This window comes from Limnohabitans rimovensis (SeqCode), assembly GCF_965234775.1.
Taxonomy (GTDB): Bacteria; Pseudomonadota; Gammaproteobacteria; order Burkholderiales; family Burkholderiaceae_C; genus Limnohabitans; species Limnohabitans rimovensis.
On the sequence record NZ_OZ248567.1, the window covers coordinates 1 to 16,363 of the forward strand.

Below are 16,363 nucleotides of genomic sequence, written 5' to 3' on the forward strand. Positions count from 1 at the left end.
GGAAGCTGCGGCTTCTTTGTGCCAAGTTTGGGCTTAATTTGCAGACGGTGCTGCAAGCCATTTCGCCATCTCAGCGGACAAACTATGGCGTTGTAGTTTGAGAAATTCAATTGTTCAGGGCGGACTCATTAAATATCTTGTCTAAATTTGCAAGAGATCTACATCCAATAACGCGATACTTGCAAATTCGGCGGCGCAATTTATGAGATATCTTCAATAAATTCAAATGCTTATGAACTGTCAGGGCGGGCCGAGTACCAACATTTTGGCAAATCATAATCAAGCTTTCTGGTGTCGCTTGCTCTATCGAGCACATGCGGAAAGTGAGTACATTGACTTTTTTCGATAACTCTATCTTTCCTCAAAAATGTGAACTCCATAACCGGTGGTACAGAGAGTCCGTTGCGTATAAATGGCGGGTTAGAGTTGTTTGGATGAATATGAACAACCTCGAAGTCTCTAAGCAACTTGCCGAATGCCAAGTTTATTAACTCAAATCCCATTTTACTAAAGATCAAGTCTAGGTTATGGAACTCAATAACTAATATTCTGAATTTACGCAAGGTATGAGAGGTCGAATCTAAAATGACAGAGTATTCTGCTCCCTCAATATCCATCTGAAGGATGGAATTTTCTATTTCCGGCGCTTTCGTTTGGACCCAATACTCTAACGTCATGAACATTTCGTTATTTTTCGAACCAAGGTATTTCTTTTCGAAGTCAAATAACGAATTATTAATTGGTGGAGCATCAACAGAATAGTCAGCCAAGAAGCATTTCACACCTCTCTTAGTTAAATCGTTTTCAAAATTTGATGCTTCGCAAACGCCGGGAGAAAAACAAGTATGGATGCCCTCAATATCATTGGGAATTAGATAGCCACCGTCAGCATATCCCCCTACTCTTATTAAATCGTGGTTTGTAGCAACAGGTTTTAAAGACTCCAGGAATTCTGTGACTTGCTCTTTGCTTGTGGTTGCATTTATGTAAACTCCACAGTTCAGCAAAAAAGCCTTGATTCGACGTTTAATTGATAAAATCATAAATGATCCAAGGTTGAATAAATTGCATCATACGTGAAATGAAAAAGCAGATCTATATATTTAGTTTACGTCATTAAAAAGTCGATCTTGGAAAATGCCATGAAAATACGAAAGATCGGCTTCGTGAAAAATAAAATTACAAGTACCTAAGGATGTTCTGCATAACTCATTTTTGGCAAAAACAGATTTTTAAATCAAGCACTTACGCATGTCGTTGGTCCAAAAATTGGACTTATGCAGATCATCCCTAATATTCATATGCACCATCTAATTCCAAATTTTCTGCCCCCTCGATGTCCATAATAACAAAAAAAATTTCCCCTGCAAACCTGCCTCCCAAAATTATATTCATCGTCGAGCAAGGCACTAAATTCGAATATGTTTCTGGTGTTCCAGTTCACCCCTTCAATAACAAAGCATCAGTACCTCCGCCATAGATCTCGACAACTCCAACCTCATTACCTAGTGCCATTGGAAAAGATTCGCATTTAGTCTGCCACTCATTGGCCTTGATGTTTCTCAGAAAACATCTCAATTTCAAGTATATCGGCTAAATGCAATTGCATTTTTGTTACTTTTAAGGGCAAGGCAAACATAAAATTCAATATTTGTCCCAACATTGACAACGACGTCAACCCTTGGAAGAATTATCTTAACAATTTCAGTCTCAAAGGTTTCGAATAGGGCGTTTTCCATCGCTTTATTGCTATTGAATAAAATCCAAAGGTGTCATTTTGGCTACTTATTTAACTTTTAAAAATACATAAGATGTCGATATGTCGCAGAAATATTGGGGAGTTTCTCAATTAACGGCTTGCGTATTTTTAAAAACATCCAATTTTCCATCTGGTTCGACAAATCTGGCACTCTGCGCATTAGAAAGGGGTGGCATCCCAGAACTCAACTCAAAGTAGAGGGGTGCTTCTTGGGTCGATGTTCTAAATAGCTTACTCCACCGCCTTGACCATGTCTTCCACCACCTTCTTGGCGTCGCCAAACACCATCATGGTTTTGTCCATGTAGAACAACTCATTGTCCAAACCGGCATAACCAGCGGCCATGGAGCGTTTGTTGACGATGATGGTTTTGGCTTTATAGGCCTCCAAAATCGGCATGCCGTAAATGGCTGAGCCTTTGATCATGGCCGCAGGATTCACCACGTCGTTGGCGCCCAAAATGATGGCCACGTCCACTTGACCAAACTCGCCGTTGATGTCTTCCATCTCAAACACCTGGTCGTAAGGCACTTCGGCCTCGGCCAACAGCACGTTCATGTGGCCGGGCATGCGACCCGCCACCGGGTGGATGGCATATTTCACCGTGATGCCTTTGTGGGTGAGTTTTTCGGCCAACTCTTTCACCGCGTGCTGGGCACGGGCCACGGCCAAGCCGTAGCCGGGCACGATGACCACGGTTTCGGCGTTGCCCAAAATGAACGCCGCGTCGTCCGCGCTGCCGCTTTTCACAGGGCGCTGCTCGGTGCTGCCAGTCGCTGCGGTGCCCGCCTCACCGCCAAAGCCACCCAAGATGACATTGAAGAACGAGCGGTTCATGGCCTTGCACATGATGTAGGAGAGGATCGCACCGGATGACCCGACCAACGAACCGGCAATGATCAACATGCTGTTGTTCAAGCTAAACCCAATGCCTGCCGCCGCCCAGCCCGAGTAGCTGTTGAGCATGGACACCACCACCGGCATGTCCGCGCCGCCGATGGGGATGATGATGAGCACACCCAGCACAAAGGACAGCGCCAGCATGATGAGGAAGGCGTCCCAGTTGCCGGTGAACATGAAGTACACGCCCAGAGCGACCGTGGCCACACCCATCACCAAATTCAGCATGTGCTGGCCGGCAAACACCACCGGCGCGCCTTGGAACAAACGGAATTTGTATTTGCCCGACAGCTTGCCAAAGGCAATGACCGAACCACTGAAGGTGATGGCGCCGATGGCCGCACCCAAGAACAACTCCAAGCGGTTGCCATTGGGAATGTCCAGCGTGCCCATGCCTTGCGCCACGATGCCAAAGGCAGCGGGTTCGACCACTGCGGCAATGGCGATGAACACCGCCGCCAAGCCGATCATGCTGTGCATGAAGGCCACGAGTTCAGGCATCTTGGTCATCTCGACGCGCTGCGCCATGATGGCACCCGCGCCGCCGCCAATGACCAAGCCGAGCAGCACCCAGCCCAAGCCTTGTACAGGGTCAACCTGTCCAAACAGTTTGGCTTGCTCAAAAATCAATGCCGCAGTGGTGACCACGGCAATCGCCATGCCGCTCATGCCAAACAAGTTACCGCGAATCGAGGTGGTGGGGTGTGACAGCCCTTTGAGCGCCTGAATGAAACAGATGCTGGCCACCAAATACAAAAGGACGACGAGGTTCATGCTCATTTGTCAGCTCCTGCTTTGGGGGCTTTTTTCTTGAACATCTCCAGCATCCGCCGCGTGACCAAAAAGCCACCAAACACATTCACCGCAGCGAGCGCCACAGCCAGGACGCCCATGGTTTTGCCCAAGGGGGTGACAGTGAGGGCTGCGGCCAACATGGCGCCGACGATGATGATGGCCGAGACCGCGTTGGTCACCGCCATCAGCGGCGTGTGCAAAGCGGGGGTGACGTTCCAGACCACGTGGTAACCCACATAAATGGCCAGCACAAAAATAATGAGGTTGGTGACGGTGTGGTCCATGCTTATTTCCTTTTGACCTCGCCGCCTTGTGTCATCAAACACGCGGCCACGATGTCGTCTTCCATGTCGATGTGCAATGCACCCTCTTTGTTCACAACGAGCTTTAAAAAGTCCAGCACATTGCGCGCGTACAAAGCGGAGGCGTCTGCGGCCACGCGCGCGGGCAAATTGGTGTCGCCCACCAGGGTCACGCCGTGTTTGACCACAGTTTGGTCGGTCTCGGTGAGCGGGCAGTTGCCGCCCACGCCATTGGCGCCTTTGCCCGCGGCCAAGTCAACGATGACCGATCCGGGCTTCATGCTCTTGACCATCTCTTCAGTGATCAACACCGGCGCCGCGCGGCCAGGGATCAAGGCGGTAGAGATGACCACATCGGCCAATGCGACACGCTTGGCCACCTCGGCTTTTTGCCGGTCCAGCCAGCTCTGCGGCATGGGACGGGCATAGCCGCCCACGCCTTCGGCGGCTTCTTTTTCTTCGGCGGTCTCATAGGGCACGTCAATGAACTTGGCACCGAGCGACTCGACCTGTTCTTTCACACTGGGCCGCACGTCAGAGGCTTCGATCACCGCGCCCAAACGCTTGGCGGTGGCAATGGCTTGCAAACCGGCCACGCCCACGCCCAAAATGACCACACGAGCGGCCTTGACCGTACCGGCTGCCGTCATCAGCATGGGGAAAAAACGCTGGTATTGGTTGGACGCTTCCATCACCGCCTTGTAGCCTGCGATGTTGGCTTGCGAGGACAGCACGTCCATGCTTTGCGCACGGGTGGTGCGCGGTGCGGCTTCCAGCGCAAAGCTGGTCAGGCCCGCGGCGGCCAGGCGCTGCAAGCCTTCGGCATCAAACGGATTCAGCATGCCGACCAAGGTGGCACCCGTCTGGGCCAGCGCCAATTCCGCGGGGCTGGGCGGGCGCACTTTGAGCACCAAGGGGCAGGCCCAAGCTTGGGCGGCATCGGTGATTTCGGCGCCAGCGGCAGCCAAGGCATCGTCGGTGGCACTGGCGGCCACGCCGGCACCCGATTGGATGCGCAGGGTGTGACCAGCGGCCTTGAGTTTTTTCACCGTCTCTGGCGTCACAGCCACGCGGGTTTCGCCTGGCAGGGTTTCTGCAGGCACGCCAATCAGCATGAAGATCTCCTTTGGACGGGCCCATAAACGCGAGCCCCAGACATGAAATAAGGGTGCATAAGCTTACCCGAGTTTGCCCTGACCAAAGGGCCGGGCTGACGCGGGCGCGGCATTGGGGGTTTTCAGGGCTGACGTGGGGGCCATCAGCCATTAAACTGTCCACTTGGGTTGACATCTTGCAAGGCTGTCATGGCCGGTGTCGACCCCCACTGTTTGCCCCAGCGGCGCAACCACCATGGCCCTTCCCTTTCCTTTTTCAGCCATCGTCGGTCAAGAAGAGATGACCTTGGCGATCCAAATCGTCGCTGTCGACCCGAGTGTGGGCGGCGTGTTGGCCCTGGGCGACCGCGGCACCGGCAAGTCCACCGCCGTGCGCGCTTTGGCCGATTTGCTGCCCCCCATCCAAGTGGTCGAGGGCTGCGCTTACGGTTGCGACCCCAAAGACAAGTCGGCCCGCTGCGAAGCCTGCGCCAGCCTCAAAGGGGGCAAAAAAATCAAAGCCATCACCCGCCCAGTGCCGGTGGTCGACCTGCCCCTGGGCGCGACCGAAGACCGGGTGGTCGGTGCGCTCGATTTGGAGAAGGCCTTGTCGCAGGGCATCAAATCGTTTTCGCCGGGACTGCTGGCTCAGGCGCACCGGGGCTTTTTGTACATCGACGAGGTCAACCTGCTCGAAGACCATTTGGTGGATTTGCTCATCGATGTGGCCGCATCTGGAGAAAACCTGGTCGAACGCGAAGGCCTGAGCGTGCGGCACCCCGCGCGCTTTGTGTTGGTCGGCAGCGGCAACCCCGAAGAGGGCGAATTGCGCCCGCAGTTGCTGGACCGCTTTGGCCTGTCGGTCGAGGTGCGCACCCCGCAAGACCTGGACTTGCGGGTGCTGGTGGTCAAACGGCGCGATGCCTTTGAGCGCGACCCGCAAGCCTTTCGCGACCAATGGGAAGCCGCCAATGCCGCGCTGCGCGAGCGCATCTTGCGCGCCCGCGAACTGCTGGGACGCAGCAAAGTCAGCGACGCCATGCTGCGCTTGTGCGCCCAACTGTGCCAACAACTGGGCACCGACGGCTTGCGCGCCGAATTGACCCTGTTGCGCGCCAGCCGCGCCTATGCGGCCTTGAACAAGCAAACCACCGTCAAGCCCGAACACCTGCGCGCCGTGGCCCCCTTGGCCCTGCGCCATCGCCTGCGGCGCAACCCCTTGGACGACACCGGCTCGGGTGCCCGGGTGCAAAAGGCCTTGGCCGAGGTGCTCGGGGCATGAACCCAGCTCAGGCGGCGCCAGCGGCCCCGCCGAGGGCTCTGCGTTGGTACGACGCGGTCAAAGCCCTGTGGGCGTTTGCCCTCGACCCGGTGCTGCTGGGCGGCGTGTGGCTGCGCGCGCCGCACGGCCCGGTGCGCGACCGCTGGCTGGCCGAAATGGCCGCGCTGGGCGGCCCCGGTGTGCGCATCCCCACCCATGTGGACGACGAGCGGCTGCTGGGCGGCTTGGACCTGTCGGCCAGCCTGCGCAGTGGCAGCACCGTGGCCCAATCCGGCTTGCTGCAACGCGCCCACGGCCATTGGGTGGTGCTGCCCATGGCCGAGCGCATGCGCGCCGACACCTTGGCGCGCCTGGTCCAAGCGCAAGACCGCGGCGAGGTGCACGCCCTGCACGTGGGCAACCAAGCCGCCCAGGCCTGCGCCTTTGGCGTGGTGGCGCTGGATGAGTCGCTCGATGACGACCCCCCGTTGCCCAGCGCCTTGTGCGACCGTTTGTCGCTGTGGCTGGACCTGCGCGATGTGTCATGGGCTGATGTGGGCCATCGCGCCCTGGGCACTTCGCCTTGGGCCGACGACAACGACAACGACAACGACAACGACAACGACAACTCAACTGCAACTGCAACTGCAGCCTCAGCAGCAGGCAAAGCCAAGCCCAGCGATCGGCAGCCAACCGGCGCGTCGGTTGCCCACGCCGTGCCCAGGGACTTGCAACGGGCCCGTGAGCGCCTGGCCCACATCCACCTGAGCGAGGACCACACCCAGGCCTTGTGCCACACCGCTTTGGCACTGGGCGTGGGTTCTTTGCGCGCCTCACTGGCGGCTTGCCGGCTGGCCTGCGCCTCGGCCGCTTGGCATGGCCATGCCGAGCCGACCGATGAAGACGTGGCCTGGGCCGCACGCATGGTCTTGGCCCCGCGTGCCACCCAATTGCCGGCGCCTCCGCCAGATCCACAGGCCGAGGCCGAGCCACCGCCGCCGAGTGAAGCCGACGCCCCGCCACCGGACGATGTGCCGCCCCCTGAGCCGCCACCCGAGGACCACAGCGACGACGCCCCCGAGGACACGCCCGCTCCACCCAGCGCCCAAGAGCTGCAAGAACTGGTGTTGGCCGCGGCCTTGGCCAGCATCCCACCCAACCTGCTCGATCGCATGGTGCTGGGCGCCAGCGCACCCAAAGGTGCGCGCAGCGCCGGCGGCAGCGGCGCGGCACAACGCTCACGCCAACGCGGCAGGCCGCTGGCGCCGCGCCCGGGCACCCCCGGCCAAGGTGCGCGCTTGCATGTGTTGGCCACCTTGCGCGCCGCCGCGCCGCGTCAAAAACTGCGCCCGCCCCCGCCCGGCGGTGGGCGCATTGCGGTGCGCAGCGAAGACTTTCACATCCACCGCTTTCAACAAAAACAATCCAGCTGCCTGATCTTTGCGGTCGACGCCTCGGGCTCGGCGGCATTGGCGCGCTTGGCCGAAGCCAAAGGCGCTGTCGAGTTGATGTTGCAGCAGTCCTACGCCCGGCGCGACCAGGTTTGCGTGGTTGCCTTTCGGGGGCAAAAAGCCGAGGTGTTGCTGCCGCCCACCCGCTCGCTGGTGCGGGCCAAACGGGCCCTGGGCGGTCTGCCCGGTGGTGGTGGCACGCCCTTGGCCACGGCCTTGAAGCTTTGTCAAGAACAAGCCCAAGCCCAAATGCGTTTGGGCGTCACGCCCTTGCTGGTGGTGCTGTGCGATGGCCGCGCCAATGTGAACTTGCAAGGCATGGGCGGGCGCGAATCGGCGATGGCCGACGCCCTGGCCTGGGCCCAAGCCTGGCGCAGTTTGTCTTGCGCGGCGGTGTGGCTGGACACCTCCACCCAACCCGACGCCAAAGCCCAGCAATTGGCCCAGGCCATGGGCGCACGCTACTTGCCCATGCCGCATGCCCAAGCCCAACGCATGGCCGCTGTCATGCAATCTTTGGTGGCCCCGGCCACCGCCTGAGGCACACCCCGCCGCGATGCTGGACCGCCTGTACCCCGCACTGGATTGGCAGGCCCTGCAAGCCCAGTGGCCCCACAGCGCCCACAGCCGCTTTGTCCAAGCCGGCGGCCTGCGCTGGCATGTGCAAGTGATGGGCCAAGGCCCTGCCCTGCTGATGCTGCATGGCACCGGCGCCTCGACCCACACTTGGCACGCCCTGGCCCCCTGGCTGATGCCGCACCACACCTTGATCTGCCCCGACCTGCCGGGCCATGCCTTCACCGAACAAGCGTCGGGGCCCGGCATGTCGCTGCCGGGCATGGCCGCTGGCGTGGCCGCCTTGGTTCAAACCTTGGGCCTGCCCTTGCACGGCTTGGTGGGCCATTCAGCCGGCGCTGCGGTGGCGGCCCAAATGCTGCTGCAAGAGCGCCTGCCCTTGGCGCATGAGCGAGCGGTGCTGGTGGGTCTGAACCCGGCTTGGTTGCCCTTGCCCGGCTGGGCTGGGGTGCTGTTTTCGCCCAGCGCCAAATTGATGGCCCTCAACCCCTTGTCGGGCTGGTTGATGGCCCAGCAAGGCGGCCGCGACGGGGTGTTGCAGCGCTTGCTCGACAGCACCGGCTCACGCTTGAGCCCCGAGGCGGCAGCGCACTACGGTGTGTTGTTGCGCAACGCCCGCCATGTGCGCGGGGTGCTGGCCATGATGGCCGCTTGGAACCTGGAGCCCTTGGCCAAACGCCTGCCCGATCTGCCGGCCCCAGTGCACCTGCACATTGGTCAGGCCGACCAAACCATTCCGCCGTCCATGGCCGAAGTGGCTTTGCGGCGCATCCCTGGCAGCACCAGCGTGGCTGCAGCGGGCCTGGGCCACTTGGCGCATGAAGAAAACCCAGCCGAAGTGGCACGCCACCTGTTGCCCTGGATGGCCTGCGACACACCTTGAGTCCCAGCCCAGATTCGGGGCCTGAACGCCATTGCCGCTGGAGCTGGGGCAAGCCAGGGGCAGGGCCGGTCGAAAAAAAAGCCCCAGAGGGGCTTTTTTGCTGAGTCGCCAAGGCGCTGACAGCGTTTTGCAGGCCTTGAGGACTTGCGCAGGTCTTGATCAGGCCTTTTTGGCGTAGGCACTGCACCAACCGGGGCCAGCCACTTGTTTGCCAGCAAACAAAGGGCAACCGCCAGCGGCATCGGTGGGCTTGCCTTGGTACAGCTGGCAGTTTTTGCAAGCTTGACCAGCTGCAAATTTGGGGAATTTTTTGACATCGACCTTGGTGGCGTCGGCTTTGTAGCCCAAAGCGGTGGCTTGCGCGTCGCTTTCGGCCAGCATGGGGCCAGCGGCCATGGCTTGGGTGGCGGCCAAGGCACCGGTGCCCAGGCTGAGTTGAACGATGAATTCGCGGCGGTTGGTCATGGTTTTCTCCAGAGTTGTGAAACTTGATAACGCTTGGGGCCACCCATCGGGTTGACAAGGGGGCCTCCAGCGCCATTGGGCGGTATTGTCGCTCAAGCGCCTAGGGGTTTGCCCGTGTCGGGTTTTGCGCGGGCTCTGGCCGGGGGTTAGCGGGGGGCGGCGCTCGGTGCAGGCGGGGTATCGGGGGTGCCGGGCATGGGTGGAACGGGCAGCGTGGGGCTGGGCGCGGACGGGCTGTCAACAGAGCTTGGGGCGCTTGGGACGCTTTGAGGCTGCCATGCATGGGCTTGCGGGTTCAGGCGCCAGGTGTCCCAGTTGAGCACACCGGCGGCGCTGACCCAGACCAAGTAAGGCAGCAGCAGCCAGGCCGAGGCGCGCGCATGGCCGCGCAGGTGCCACATGAGCGCAGCGATCGACAGCCACAAAAAAACCAACTCCACCAAGGCCCAACCGAGTTGGTGCCACTGGAAGTAAATCAGGCTCCAAAAAACGTTGAGTGCGGCGTTTGCGGCAAACAAGGCCAGCAGGGTTCCGCGTTGGCGCGGGCCGCTGCTGGCATGCCAAGCCCACCAAGCGCTGAAAGCGCACAGGGTGAAGATGGTCGACCAAATGACCCCAAAGGCCGCATCGGGCGGCTTCCAGTCGGGTTTTTTCAGTTGTTCGTACCAGGGGCCCAAATCGGTCAGGGATCCACCCAGGCCAGCCACCGCAAAGCTGATGGCAATCGCCAGGTACAGGCTGGGCCAGGTGCGTGGGGTCATCCGGTTTTGGCCATGCCAAACAAGTGCGCCAGGTCTTTGAAGAAGATGCGCACATGGGCCATGGGCTTTTTGCGCACCAGCACTTTGTTCATATAGGACTCGAAGGTGAGTTGTTGCACGTCTTTATCTTCGCAGATTTTGACGAACTTCTCGCGCCGCTTGTCGCTGCTGTACCAAAAGTACTGCATGATGCCCAGCACCCAAAACACCTTGCCATGCTCGCGCATGAACTGTTTACGCACCTGCTTGAGCACCGACGGGTTGCCCTCTTGCAAAAACACATTCACATGGTCGGCCGCCATGCGCGCGCAGGCCATGGCGTAGTAAATGCCTTCGCCAGACGAGGGCGCCACCACGCCCGCAGCGTCGCCCACCAGCACCACGTCGCGCCCGTTGTCCCAGCGCGGCAAGGGCTTCATGGGCAAGGGTGCACCCTCGCGGCGCAAGGTGGCGGCCTCGCCCAAGCCAGCGGTCTCGCGCAAGCGGCCCACGGCGCTGCGCAGCGAAAAGCCTTTGTCGGCACTGCCGGTGCCCACGCTGACCGTGTTGCCGTGCGGAAACACCCAGCCGTAAAAGTCAGGTGACAAGCTGCCCCGGTAATACACATCGCAGCGCGAAGGGTCGTGGTCGGGAGCGTTCTGCGGCGCCTGGATGATCTCGTGATAGGCGAACACATATTTGGTTTTTTCCGCCCCATCGATGGACTGGCGCGCCACCTCGGACCGCGCACCATCGGCGCCAATGACGGTGCGTGCCCGCACGCTGGCTTGGTGCTCTTCGCCCTTGAGGCCTTTGGCGGTGAAGTGCACCCGCATGACGCCGTCCAAGTCGCGGCTGAATTTGTCAAACACGCCGCGCTGGCGCACCGCACCGTGGCTGGCAGCGCGTTCGCGCAGCCACTCGTCAAACTGGTCGCGATCGACCATGCCGACAAAGCCGTTTTCGATCGGTATATCGACCTTGTTGTCGCTGGGCGAGATCATGCGTGCCGAACGCGCTTTGGCCACCAGCAACTCGTCGGGGATGTCAAAGTCCTTGATCAAGCGCGGGGGAATGGCGCCCCCACAGGGCTTGATGCGGCCTTGCCGGTCGAGCAGCAACACGCGCCACCCCTTTTGGGCCAAATCATCGGCGGCGGTGGCCCCGGCTGGTCCACCCCCAATCACCACGGCGTCATAGCTCATTTGTGTCATGGTTGTTGTCCTTCCATTGCCCAAGGGGCGGTTTGCGTTTTACGCGTTTGCACTGCTTCGCCGCGTCCTACCTGAACCGCCCACCAAGCGGATCCAGCAAACATCAGCGCTTCCATTCCAAAAACCCAGCTGTAGGCGAGCGCGGGCTGTGACACCCACCAGCGCGCCAGATCACTCGCGCCTGTGCCGAGCAAACCGCCCAGCCCAAATGCGATGGCCTGCGCCGCCCCCCACAACCCCATGCGCGTGCCCTCGCGGCCGTCTTTGGCGGCTGCGGCCAAGCGCATCATGGTGGTGATGGCGGCGATCGAAAACGCCCCATTCGCCACCCCCAACAAAAACACATTGGCCAACAAGGGCCATGATCCGCCCAGCCCTGCCGCCACCGACAATCCGACCATGGCCAAAGCCGAGGCCAAGCAGCCGCCCACCATCCACGCTTGCACCGAGCCCCAGCGCCCACGCGCCCAGCCGCTGCCGACCAGCGCGACACACAACATGCCCAGCAAAACGCCGCCATGTTGCAAGCCCGACAACTGGGTGGTCTGCCCCGGCGTCATGTCAAAAACGGCACCCGCAAACGGCTCCAAGATCAAGTCTTGTGAGCTGTACGCCAGCATGGACAGAAACACAAAGACGGTGAACCTGCGCGCTGCGGGCTCGTCCCAAACAGCGGCCAAAGCCTGGCGAAAGCGCACCGACGCCGCACCCTGGGCTGGGCCCATCGGTTCGCCGGTCCCTGGTGCAGTTGGGTGGGTGAGCGCCGTGTCAACGCCCGGCGCCGCACCATGCTGCGCTGCCCATTGGGCAGGCCCCTCCAACCCCCATAGGCAAACACAAGCGATCAACCATGCCAAGGCTGCAGCGGTGCACACCACGTTGAGCATGCGCTCAGGGGTGTAGGGATCCAAGTGCTTGCCCACCACCACAGCGGTCAAGGCAAAGCCCACAATCATCATCACCCACACCAAGGTGGCGGCAGGGGCGCGCCGCTCATCGGGCACGCGCTTGGCCAGCAGCACCAGCAACGAAGTGCCACAGGCGCTCACGCCCACGCCAATCAGGGCGAATGCCAGCGCCGCCAAGGCCACGCCCAGCCCCCGATCGCTGCCCATGGTCACGGTGGCTTGCGCGGCCAAACAGCCGCCCAAGGACAACACCGCCATGCCCCCCACCATCCAGGGGGTGCAGCGTCTTCCTTGATCGGCCCCAAAACCCATGCGCGGGCGCACCATTTGCACGGCATAGTGCAAGCCCACCAACAGGCCCGGCAGCAAGGCGGGCATCATCAATTCGACCACCATGATGCGATTGAGCGTCGACGTGGTGATGACCACCACCGAGCCCAAACACGCTTGCACCAAGGCCAAACGCAGCACCTGCCACCAACCAAAAGAGGGGAGCCCGCTCATGACCCGCCCCCTGGCAGCCATCGCACCGCCCATGCGCTGACCATCATGCCGACCACAAACAAGGGCACGCCAAAGCCACTGAGCATCAAGGCCTTGGCCACCGGTTGGCGCACAAACACGCCCATCAGCGGCAGTTGCGCCAAGATCAACCCCAGCACCGCCAAGGCATGGCCCACTTGGCCCCAATGCATCAGCAAGCCCACGACCACCGCTTGAGGCAGCACCATGGCCCAGCATGCCACCCGGGCGGCACCAACCACGCCCAGCTGTACCGGCAAAGACCGCACACCCATTTGGCGGTCGCCCTCGACCGCTTTGAAGTCATTCAAGGTCATGATGCCGTGGGCCCCCAAGCTGTAGAGCAAGGCCAAGCACAACACCGGCGTGGGCGGCACGCGCTCACCCAACATCACGGCCGCGCCGGTGACCCAGGCCAAGCCTTCGTAGCTGAGCGCACAAGCGGCATTGCCCCACCAGCCGTTTTCCTTCAGGCGCAGGGGTGGCGCGCTGTAGGCCCAGGCCAGGGCCAAACCCAAGACCGCAGCCCCAAAGCCCCATGTGCCCAAGGGGATGGCCCAAACCACCGACAAGCCCGTCCACAACCAGGCAATGTATAAGCCCCAGCGCCCGGGCATGCGCCCTGAGGGGATGGGCCGCTGCGGCTCATTGATGGCATCCACATGCCGTTCAAACCAGTCATTCACCGCTTGGCTGCTGGCACACACCAAAGGCCCCGCCAACAACACGCCCCAAACGATCAAACCCCAATGGCCGGCGAACGCCTCGCCCGAAGACACCACACCGCAGGCGAAGGCCCACATGGGCGGAAACCAGGTGATGGGCTTGAGCAGCTCAGCGACGGTGGACAGGGAGGGGCGGGCCATGGTGCATTTTTGGCTCGACCACCCCAACTGTCAACTGAGGTTTACGATTATTTTGTCTGAAATATCTGACACTTTCGCCAGCCGCCCCTTTGGGCTGGCGCGCGACCAGCAGCACACCGTTTTGGTGCACAAGGGGGTGGGCTCGCGCGCGACCAGGGGCGTTGTGCCTGCATCTGGCTACGGTACTCAGCCGCTGGGCCGCACGGTTTGGGGGCCTTGTGCGCACCCGCTGCTGCGAAACGGGCTTACTCGGCCTCGCTGGTGCCCGCCATTTCGTAGCGACGCAACTTCACATACAGGCTTTGGCGCGACAAACCCAGCATCTCCGCCGCCGAAGCGCGGTTGTTGTGGGTCAGTTGCAGGGCGGCTTGGATGCACATGCGCTCGATCATGTCGCTGGTCTCGCCAACGATGTCTTTCATCGGCATGCGGCCCACCAGCTGGGCCAATTGGGCCACCGAGCCGGCCATGCCCGACTCAATCGGGGCGTCAGGCATGCGTTGGCGGCCCACGTCGCGGACAAAAAATCCATACAAAGCCTGCGGTCCGGTCAGGGTCAGGGCCGAAATCTCCACCGCCACCTGGGTGCCCGCCATGGTCCGCAGCTCGGTGGCAAAGCCACGCACACTGCCGGTTTGGCGGATATTGGTTTGCAGCACGCCCCAATCGACGCTGCCACGGCTCAACCAGCGCTCGACCGGCTGGCCTTGCAATTGGACCAACGAGGTCGCCCCCACCAGCGAGACCAGCTCGGCATTGGCCGCCACCACCGCTCCATGCCGGTCCGTGATCAGCAAACCCATGGGCGAGCGCTCCATGGCCTCGCTGAACCAAGCTTGCGCATCGGGCTGGGCATCGGCCAAAGCCCCCGCGCCTGAAAGCAAGCGAATCAAAAACTGCGCGCCGCCTTCTTGCCGAAACACCGACACCGACAGCGTGCAATCTTGTGAGGTGCCCATGAACCGCGCCCGGCCAATTTCTGCCCGGCCCGTCGCCTGGGCCATGCGCAGCAAGGCCTGGACCGAATCGCGGTATTGGCTCTCGAAACACTCGTTGATTTCGCGCCCAACCAAACGCTTGCCCGCGTCCTTGACCCAGGCCTGGGCCGCTGGATTGGCCTCCATCACCCGGTGAGTGACCACATCGGCCACCAACACCGGTTCGCTGGAGGTTTCAAACAAAATGCGGTAGCGCGCTTCCATGTGGCGCAAGCGCATGTAGTCGCGCTCCATGGATTGCTGAGCATCCATCAAACGCTGCTGCAATCCGGCCACGATCGACATGTCGCGGCCCAACACCAGGATCAAGCGGGCCTGGGCCACCGGCAAAGCCACGTACTGCAATGGCACGTCAGTGCCGCCCGCTACCTGAGAGCGGTGGTTGATGTGGCGCCAACGCAACTCATCATCGGCTTTGACGGCCATCATTTCGGCCCATTTGGGTTGGCTGTCCTCGGCCATGGTTTCCGCCCAAGGCCGCCCCACCCAACGCCGACAGTCCAAGGCCGCCCAGTCGCTGCGCGACAACGACACCTCTTGAACCACACCCGCCTCATCCAGCAACAAGGCAATGTCGGCGCTGACGCCGATCAATTGCGCCAAAGCGAGGGGGGACAGTGGAGGAATTTGCATAAACCTTAAAAGTAGTTCGGCACAGGCGTCAGCTTGGCTTGTCAGTGCTCAGCGTCCATTGGGCATTGACGGAAGAAATGTACCATCGTCTAACGCTCGTCTTAGGCAAAAACCCGGTGCGCGAAGGCTTACCCATGTGAATGGCCCTGCGCCAATGGCTGGGGAGCGTGGCATTTTTGGCGCAAACGCACTTGTTGAGCCGCATCGCGCAAAGCCTGGTCGGCCGAGGTGCTGGAGAAATCAGCACCCAACTGCTCGGCCAAATCGGGCATCAGCGCCAACACAGGCCCCCCGACCATGATCACCACCCGCGGGTTCAGTGAGCGCTCGCGCAATTGGGCGATGAGCTTTTTCAGTGAGGAAAACTCCCGAGTGGTGCTCACCGAGACCGCAATCAGGTCAAAGGCCTCATTGCCCACCGTGGACAAGGCCTCAAAACGGCCCATCTTGGAGGCGCTGGTCACGCTCCAGCCGTCGCGGCGGAAAAATTCCGCCAACATCATCAACCCCAAGGCATGTTGCGCATGGGGCTGGCCCATCATCAAAGCTCGGTGGCTCGCTGGAGCCGCGTAGCCACTGGACTGGGCTAAAAACTGCGGGCTGAACTCGACCAATAGGTCTTGCAAATGGTTGAAACCCAGGGTGCTGTGGGCAAAATCCACGCTGTCATCTTGCCACCATTGCCCGACCAAATTGGCTGCTGGGGCCAGCACTTGCAAATACAAGGTGTCCAAGGCCATCCCCTGGGCCAGCCAAGCCTGGAAACACGCCCGCGTTTGCTGGCGCCCGCCCAAACTGGCCAGGGCCAACTGCATGGCGTGGCCGCGCAAGGCCTCGTCTTGCGCCCGAACAAATTGTTGGTGCTCCTGCATCAACCTGTCCACCACCCATTCGGTGATGGTGGGAACAATGGCCTCCGATGAATCATCTTTCACGCTACATACCCCGCAATCATCGCCCGGCAATACCAAGCCTTTGTCTTTGGTAGACGCCCAT

Annotated in this window: 14 protein-coding genes; 3 read left to right on the plus strand and 11 right to left on the minus strand. The window is 60.6% G+C overall.

Translation table 11 applies throughout. The features are described 5' to 3' along the window. Nucleotides 1-230: 230 nt before the first annotated feature. The 4 genes from AC8GFZ_RS11960 to AC8GFZ_RS11975 all read right to left on the minus strand — a co-directional run bounded on the left by AC8GFZ_RS11960 (nucleotide 231) and on the right by AC8GFZ_RS11975 (nucleotide 4,871). A complete protein-coding gene (locus AC8GFZ_RS11960) occupies nucleotides 231-1,043 on the minus strand; it encodes an FkbM family methyltransferase (RefSeq protein WP_506645124.1) in 813 nt (270 codons plus the stop codon). A 947-nt stretch (nucleotides 1,044-1,990) separates the two neighbouring features. Next, nucleotides 1,991-3,439: an NAD(P)(+) transhydrogenase (Re/Si-specific) subunit beta gene (locus AC8GFZ_RS11965; RefSeq protein WP_506645125.1), complete on the minus strand. Its 1,449-nt coding sequence runs from the start codon at nucleotides 3,437-3,439 to the stop codon at nucleotides 1,991-1,993. Continuing rightward, on the minus strand, nucleotides 3,436-3,738 hold the full coding sequence (locus AC8GFZ_RS11970) for an NAD(P) transhydrogenase subunit alpha part 2 (protein ID WP_506645126.1): 303 nt from the start codon (nucleotides 3,736-3,738) through the stop codon (nucleotides 3,436-3,438). The genes AC8GFZ_RS11965 and AC8GFZ_RS11970 overlap by 4 nt, the downstream gene beginning before the upstream one ends. Nucleotides 3,739-3,740: 2 nt before the next feature. Further along, nucleotides 3,741-4,871 carry a Re/Si-specific NAD(P)(+) transhydrogenase subunit alpha gene (locus AC8GFZ_RS11975; protein WP_506645127.1) on the minus strand — a complete coding sequence of 377 codons (1,131 nt, stop codon included), beginning with the start codon at nucleotides 4,869-4,871 and terminating at the stop codon, nucleotides 3,741-3,743. Between the two features lie 235 nt (nucleotides 4,872-5,106). On the opposite strand from AC8GFZ_RS11975, the gene bchI reads away from it, so the two are divergent. The 3 genes from bchI to bchO are packed head-to-tail and all read left to right on the plus strand — an operon-like array spanning nucleotide 5,107 to nucleotide 9,021. Continuing rightward, complete coding sequence (gene bchI, locus AC8GFZ_RS11980) at nucleotides 5,107-6,132, plus strand: magnesium chelatase ATPase subunit I (RefSeq protein WP_506645128.1); 1,026 nt, start codon at nucleotides 5,107-5,109, stop codon at nucleotides 6,130-6,132. Then, nucleotides 6,129-8,102 (plus strand): magnesium chelatase subunit D, encoded by a 1,974-nt coding sequence (locus tag AC8GFZ_RS11985; protein WP_506645129.1) that lies wholly within the window; start codon nucleotides 6,129-6,131, stop codon nucleotides 8,100-8,102. Before bchI ends, AC8GFZ_RS11985 begins: the two co-directional genes overlap by 4 nt. Before the next feature lie 16 nt (nucleotides 8,103-8,118). After that, nucleotides 8,119-9,021 carry an alpha/beta fold hydrolase BchO gene (gene bchO / locus AC8GFZ_RS11990; protein WP_506645130.1) on the plus strand — a complete coding sequence of 301 codons (903 nt, stop codon included), beginning with the start codon at nucleotides 8,119-8,121 and terminating at the stop codon, nucleotides 9,019-9,021. Nucleotides 9,022-9,180: 159 nt separating this feature from the next. Here the strand turns inward: bchO and AC8GFZ_RS11995 are convergent, their stop codons facing one another. The 7 genes from AC8GFZ_RS11995 to AC8GFZ_RS12025 form a co-directional block, all read right to left on the minus strand. Next, the gene (locus AC8GFZ_RS11995) at nucleotides 9,181-9,486 is read right to left on the minus strand and encodes a high-potential iron-sulfur protein (RefSeq protein WP_506645131.1); all 306 of its coding nucleotides are present in this window, start codon (nucleotides 9,484-9,486) and stop codon (nucleotides 9,181-9,183) included. Nucleotides 9,487-9,632: 146 nt separating this feature from the next. Then, on the minus strand, nucleotides 9,633-10,247 hold the full coding sequence (locus AC8GFZ_RS12000; RefSeq protein WP_506645132.1) for a TspO/MBR family protein: 615 nt from the start codon (nucleotides 10,245-10,247) through the stop codon (nucleotides 9,633-9,635). Next, entirely contained in the window at nucleotides 10,244-11,440 is a 1,197-nt protein-coding gene (locus AC8GFZ_RS12005) for a geranylgeranyl diphosphate reductase (RefSeq protein ID WP_506645133.1), read from the minus strand. Before AC8GFZ_RS12005 ends, AC8GFZ_RS12000 begins: the two co-directional genes overlap by 4 nt. Continuing rightward, the gene (locus AC8GFZ_RS12010; RefSeq protein ID WP_506645134.1) at nucleotides 11,437-12,852 is read right to left on the minus strand and encodes a BCD family MFS transporter; all 1,416 of its coding nucleotides are present in this window, start codon (nucleotides 12,850-12,852) and stop codon (nucleotides 11,437-11,439) included. Before AC8GFZ_RS12010 ends, AC8GFZ_RS12005 begins: the two co-directional genes overlap by 4 nt. Then, a complete protein-coding gene (gene chlG / locus AC8GFZ_RS12015) occupies nucleotides 12,849-13,736 on the minus strand; it encodes a chlorophyll synthase ChlG (protein WP_506645135.1) in 888 nt (295 codons plus the stop codon). The genes AC8GFZ_RS12010 and chlG overlap by 4 nt, the downstream gene beginning before the upstream one ends. 245 nt (nucleotides 13,737-13,981) lie before the next feature. Then, on the minus strand, nucleotides 13,982-15,367 hold the full coding sequence (gene ppsR, locus AC8GFZ_RS12020) for a transcriptional regulator PpsR (RefSeq protein WP_506645136.1): 1,386 nt from the start codon (nucleotides 15,365-15,367) through the stop codon (nucleotides 13,982-13,984). A gap of 128 nt (nucleotides 15,368-15,495) precedes the next feature. Beyond that, on the minus strand, nucleotides 15,496-16,302 hold the full coding sequence (locus AC8GFZ_RS12025; protein ID WP_506645137.1) for a cobalamin B12-binding domain-containing protein: 807 nt from the start codon (nucleotides 16,300-16,302) through the stop codon (nucleotides 15,496-15,498). Nucleotides 16,303-16,363 lie beyond the last annotated feature (61 nt).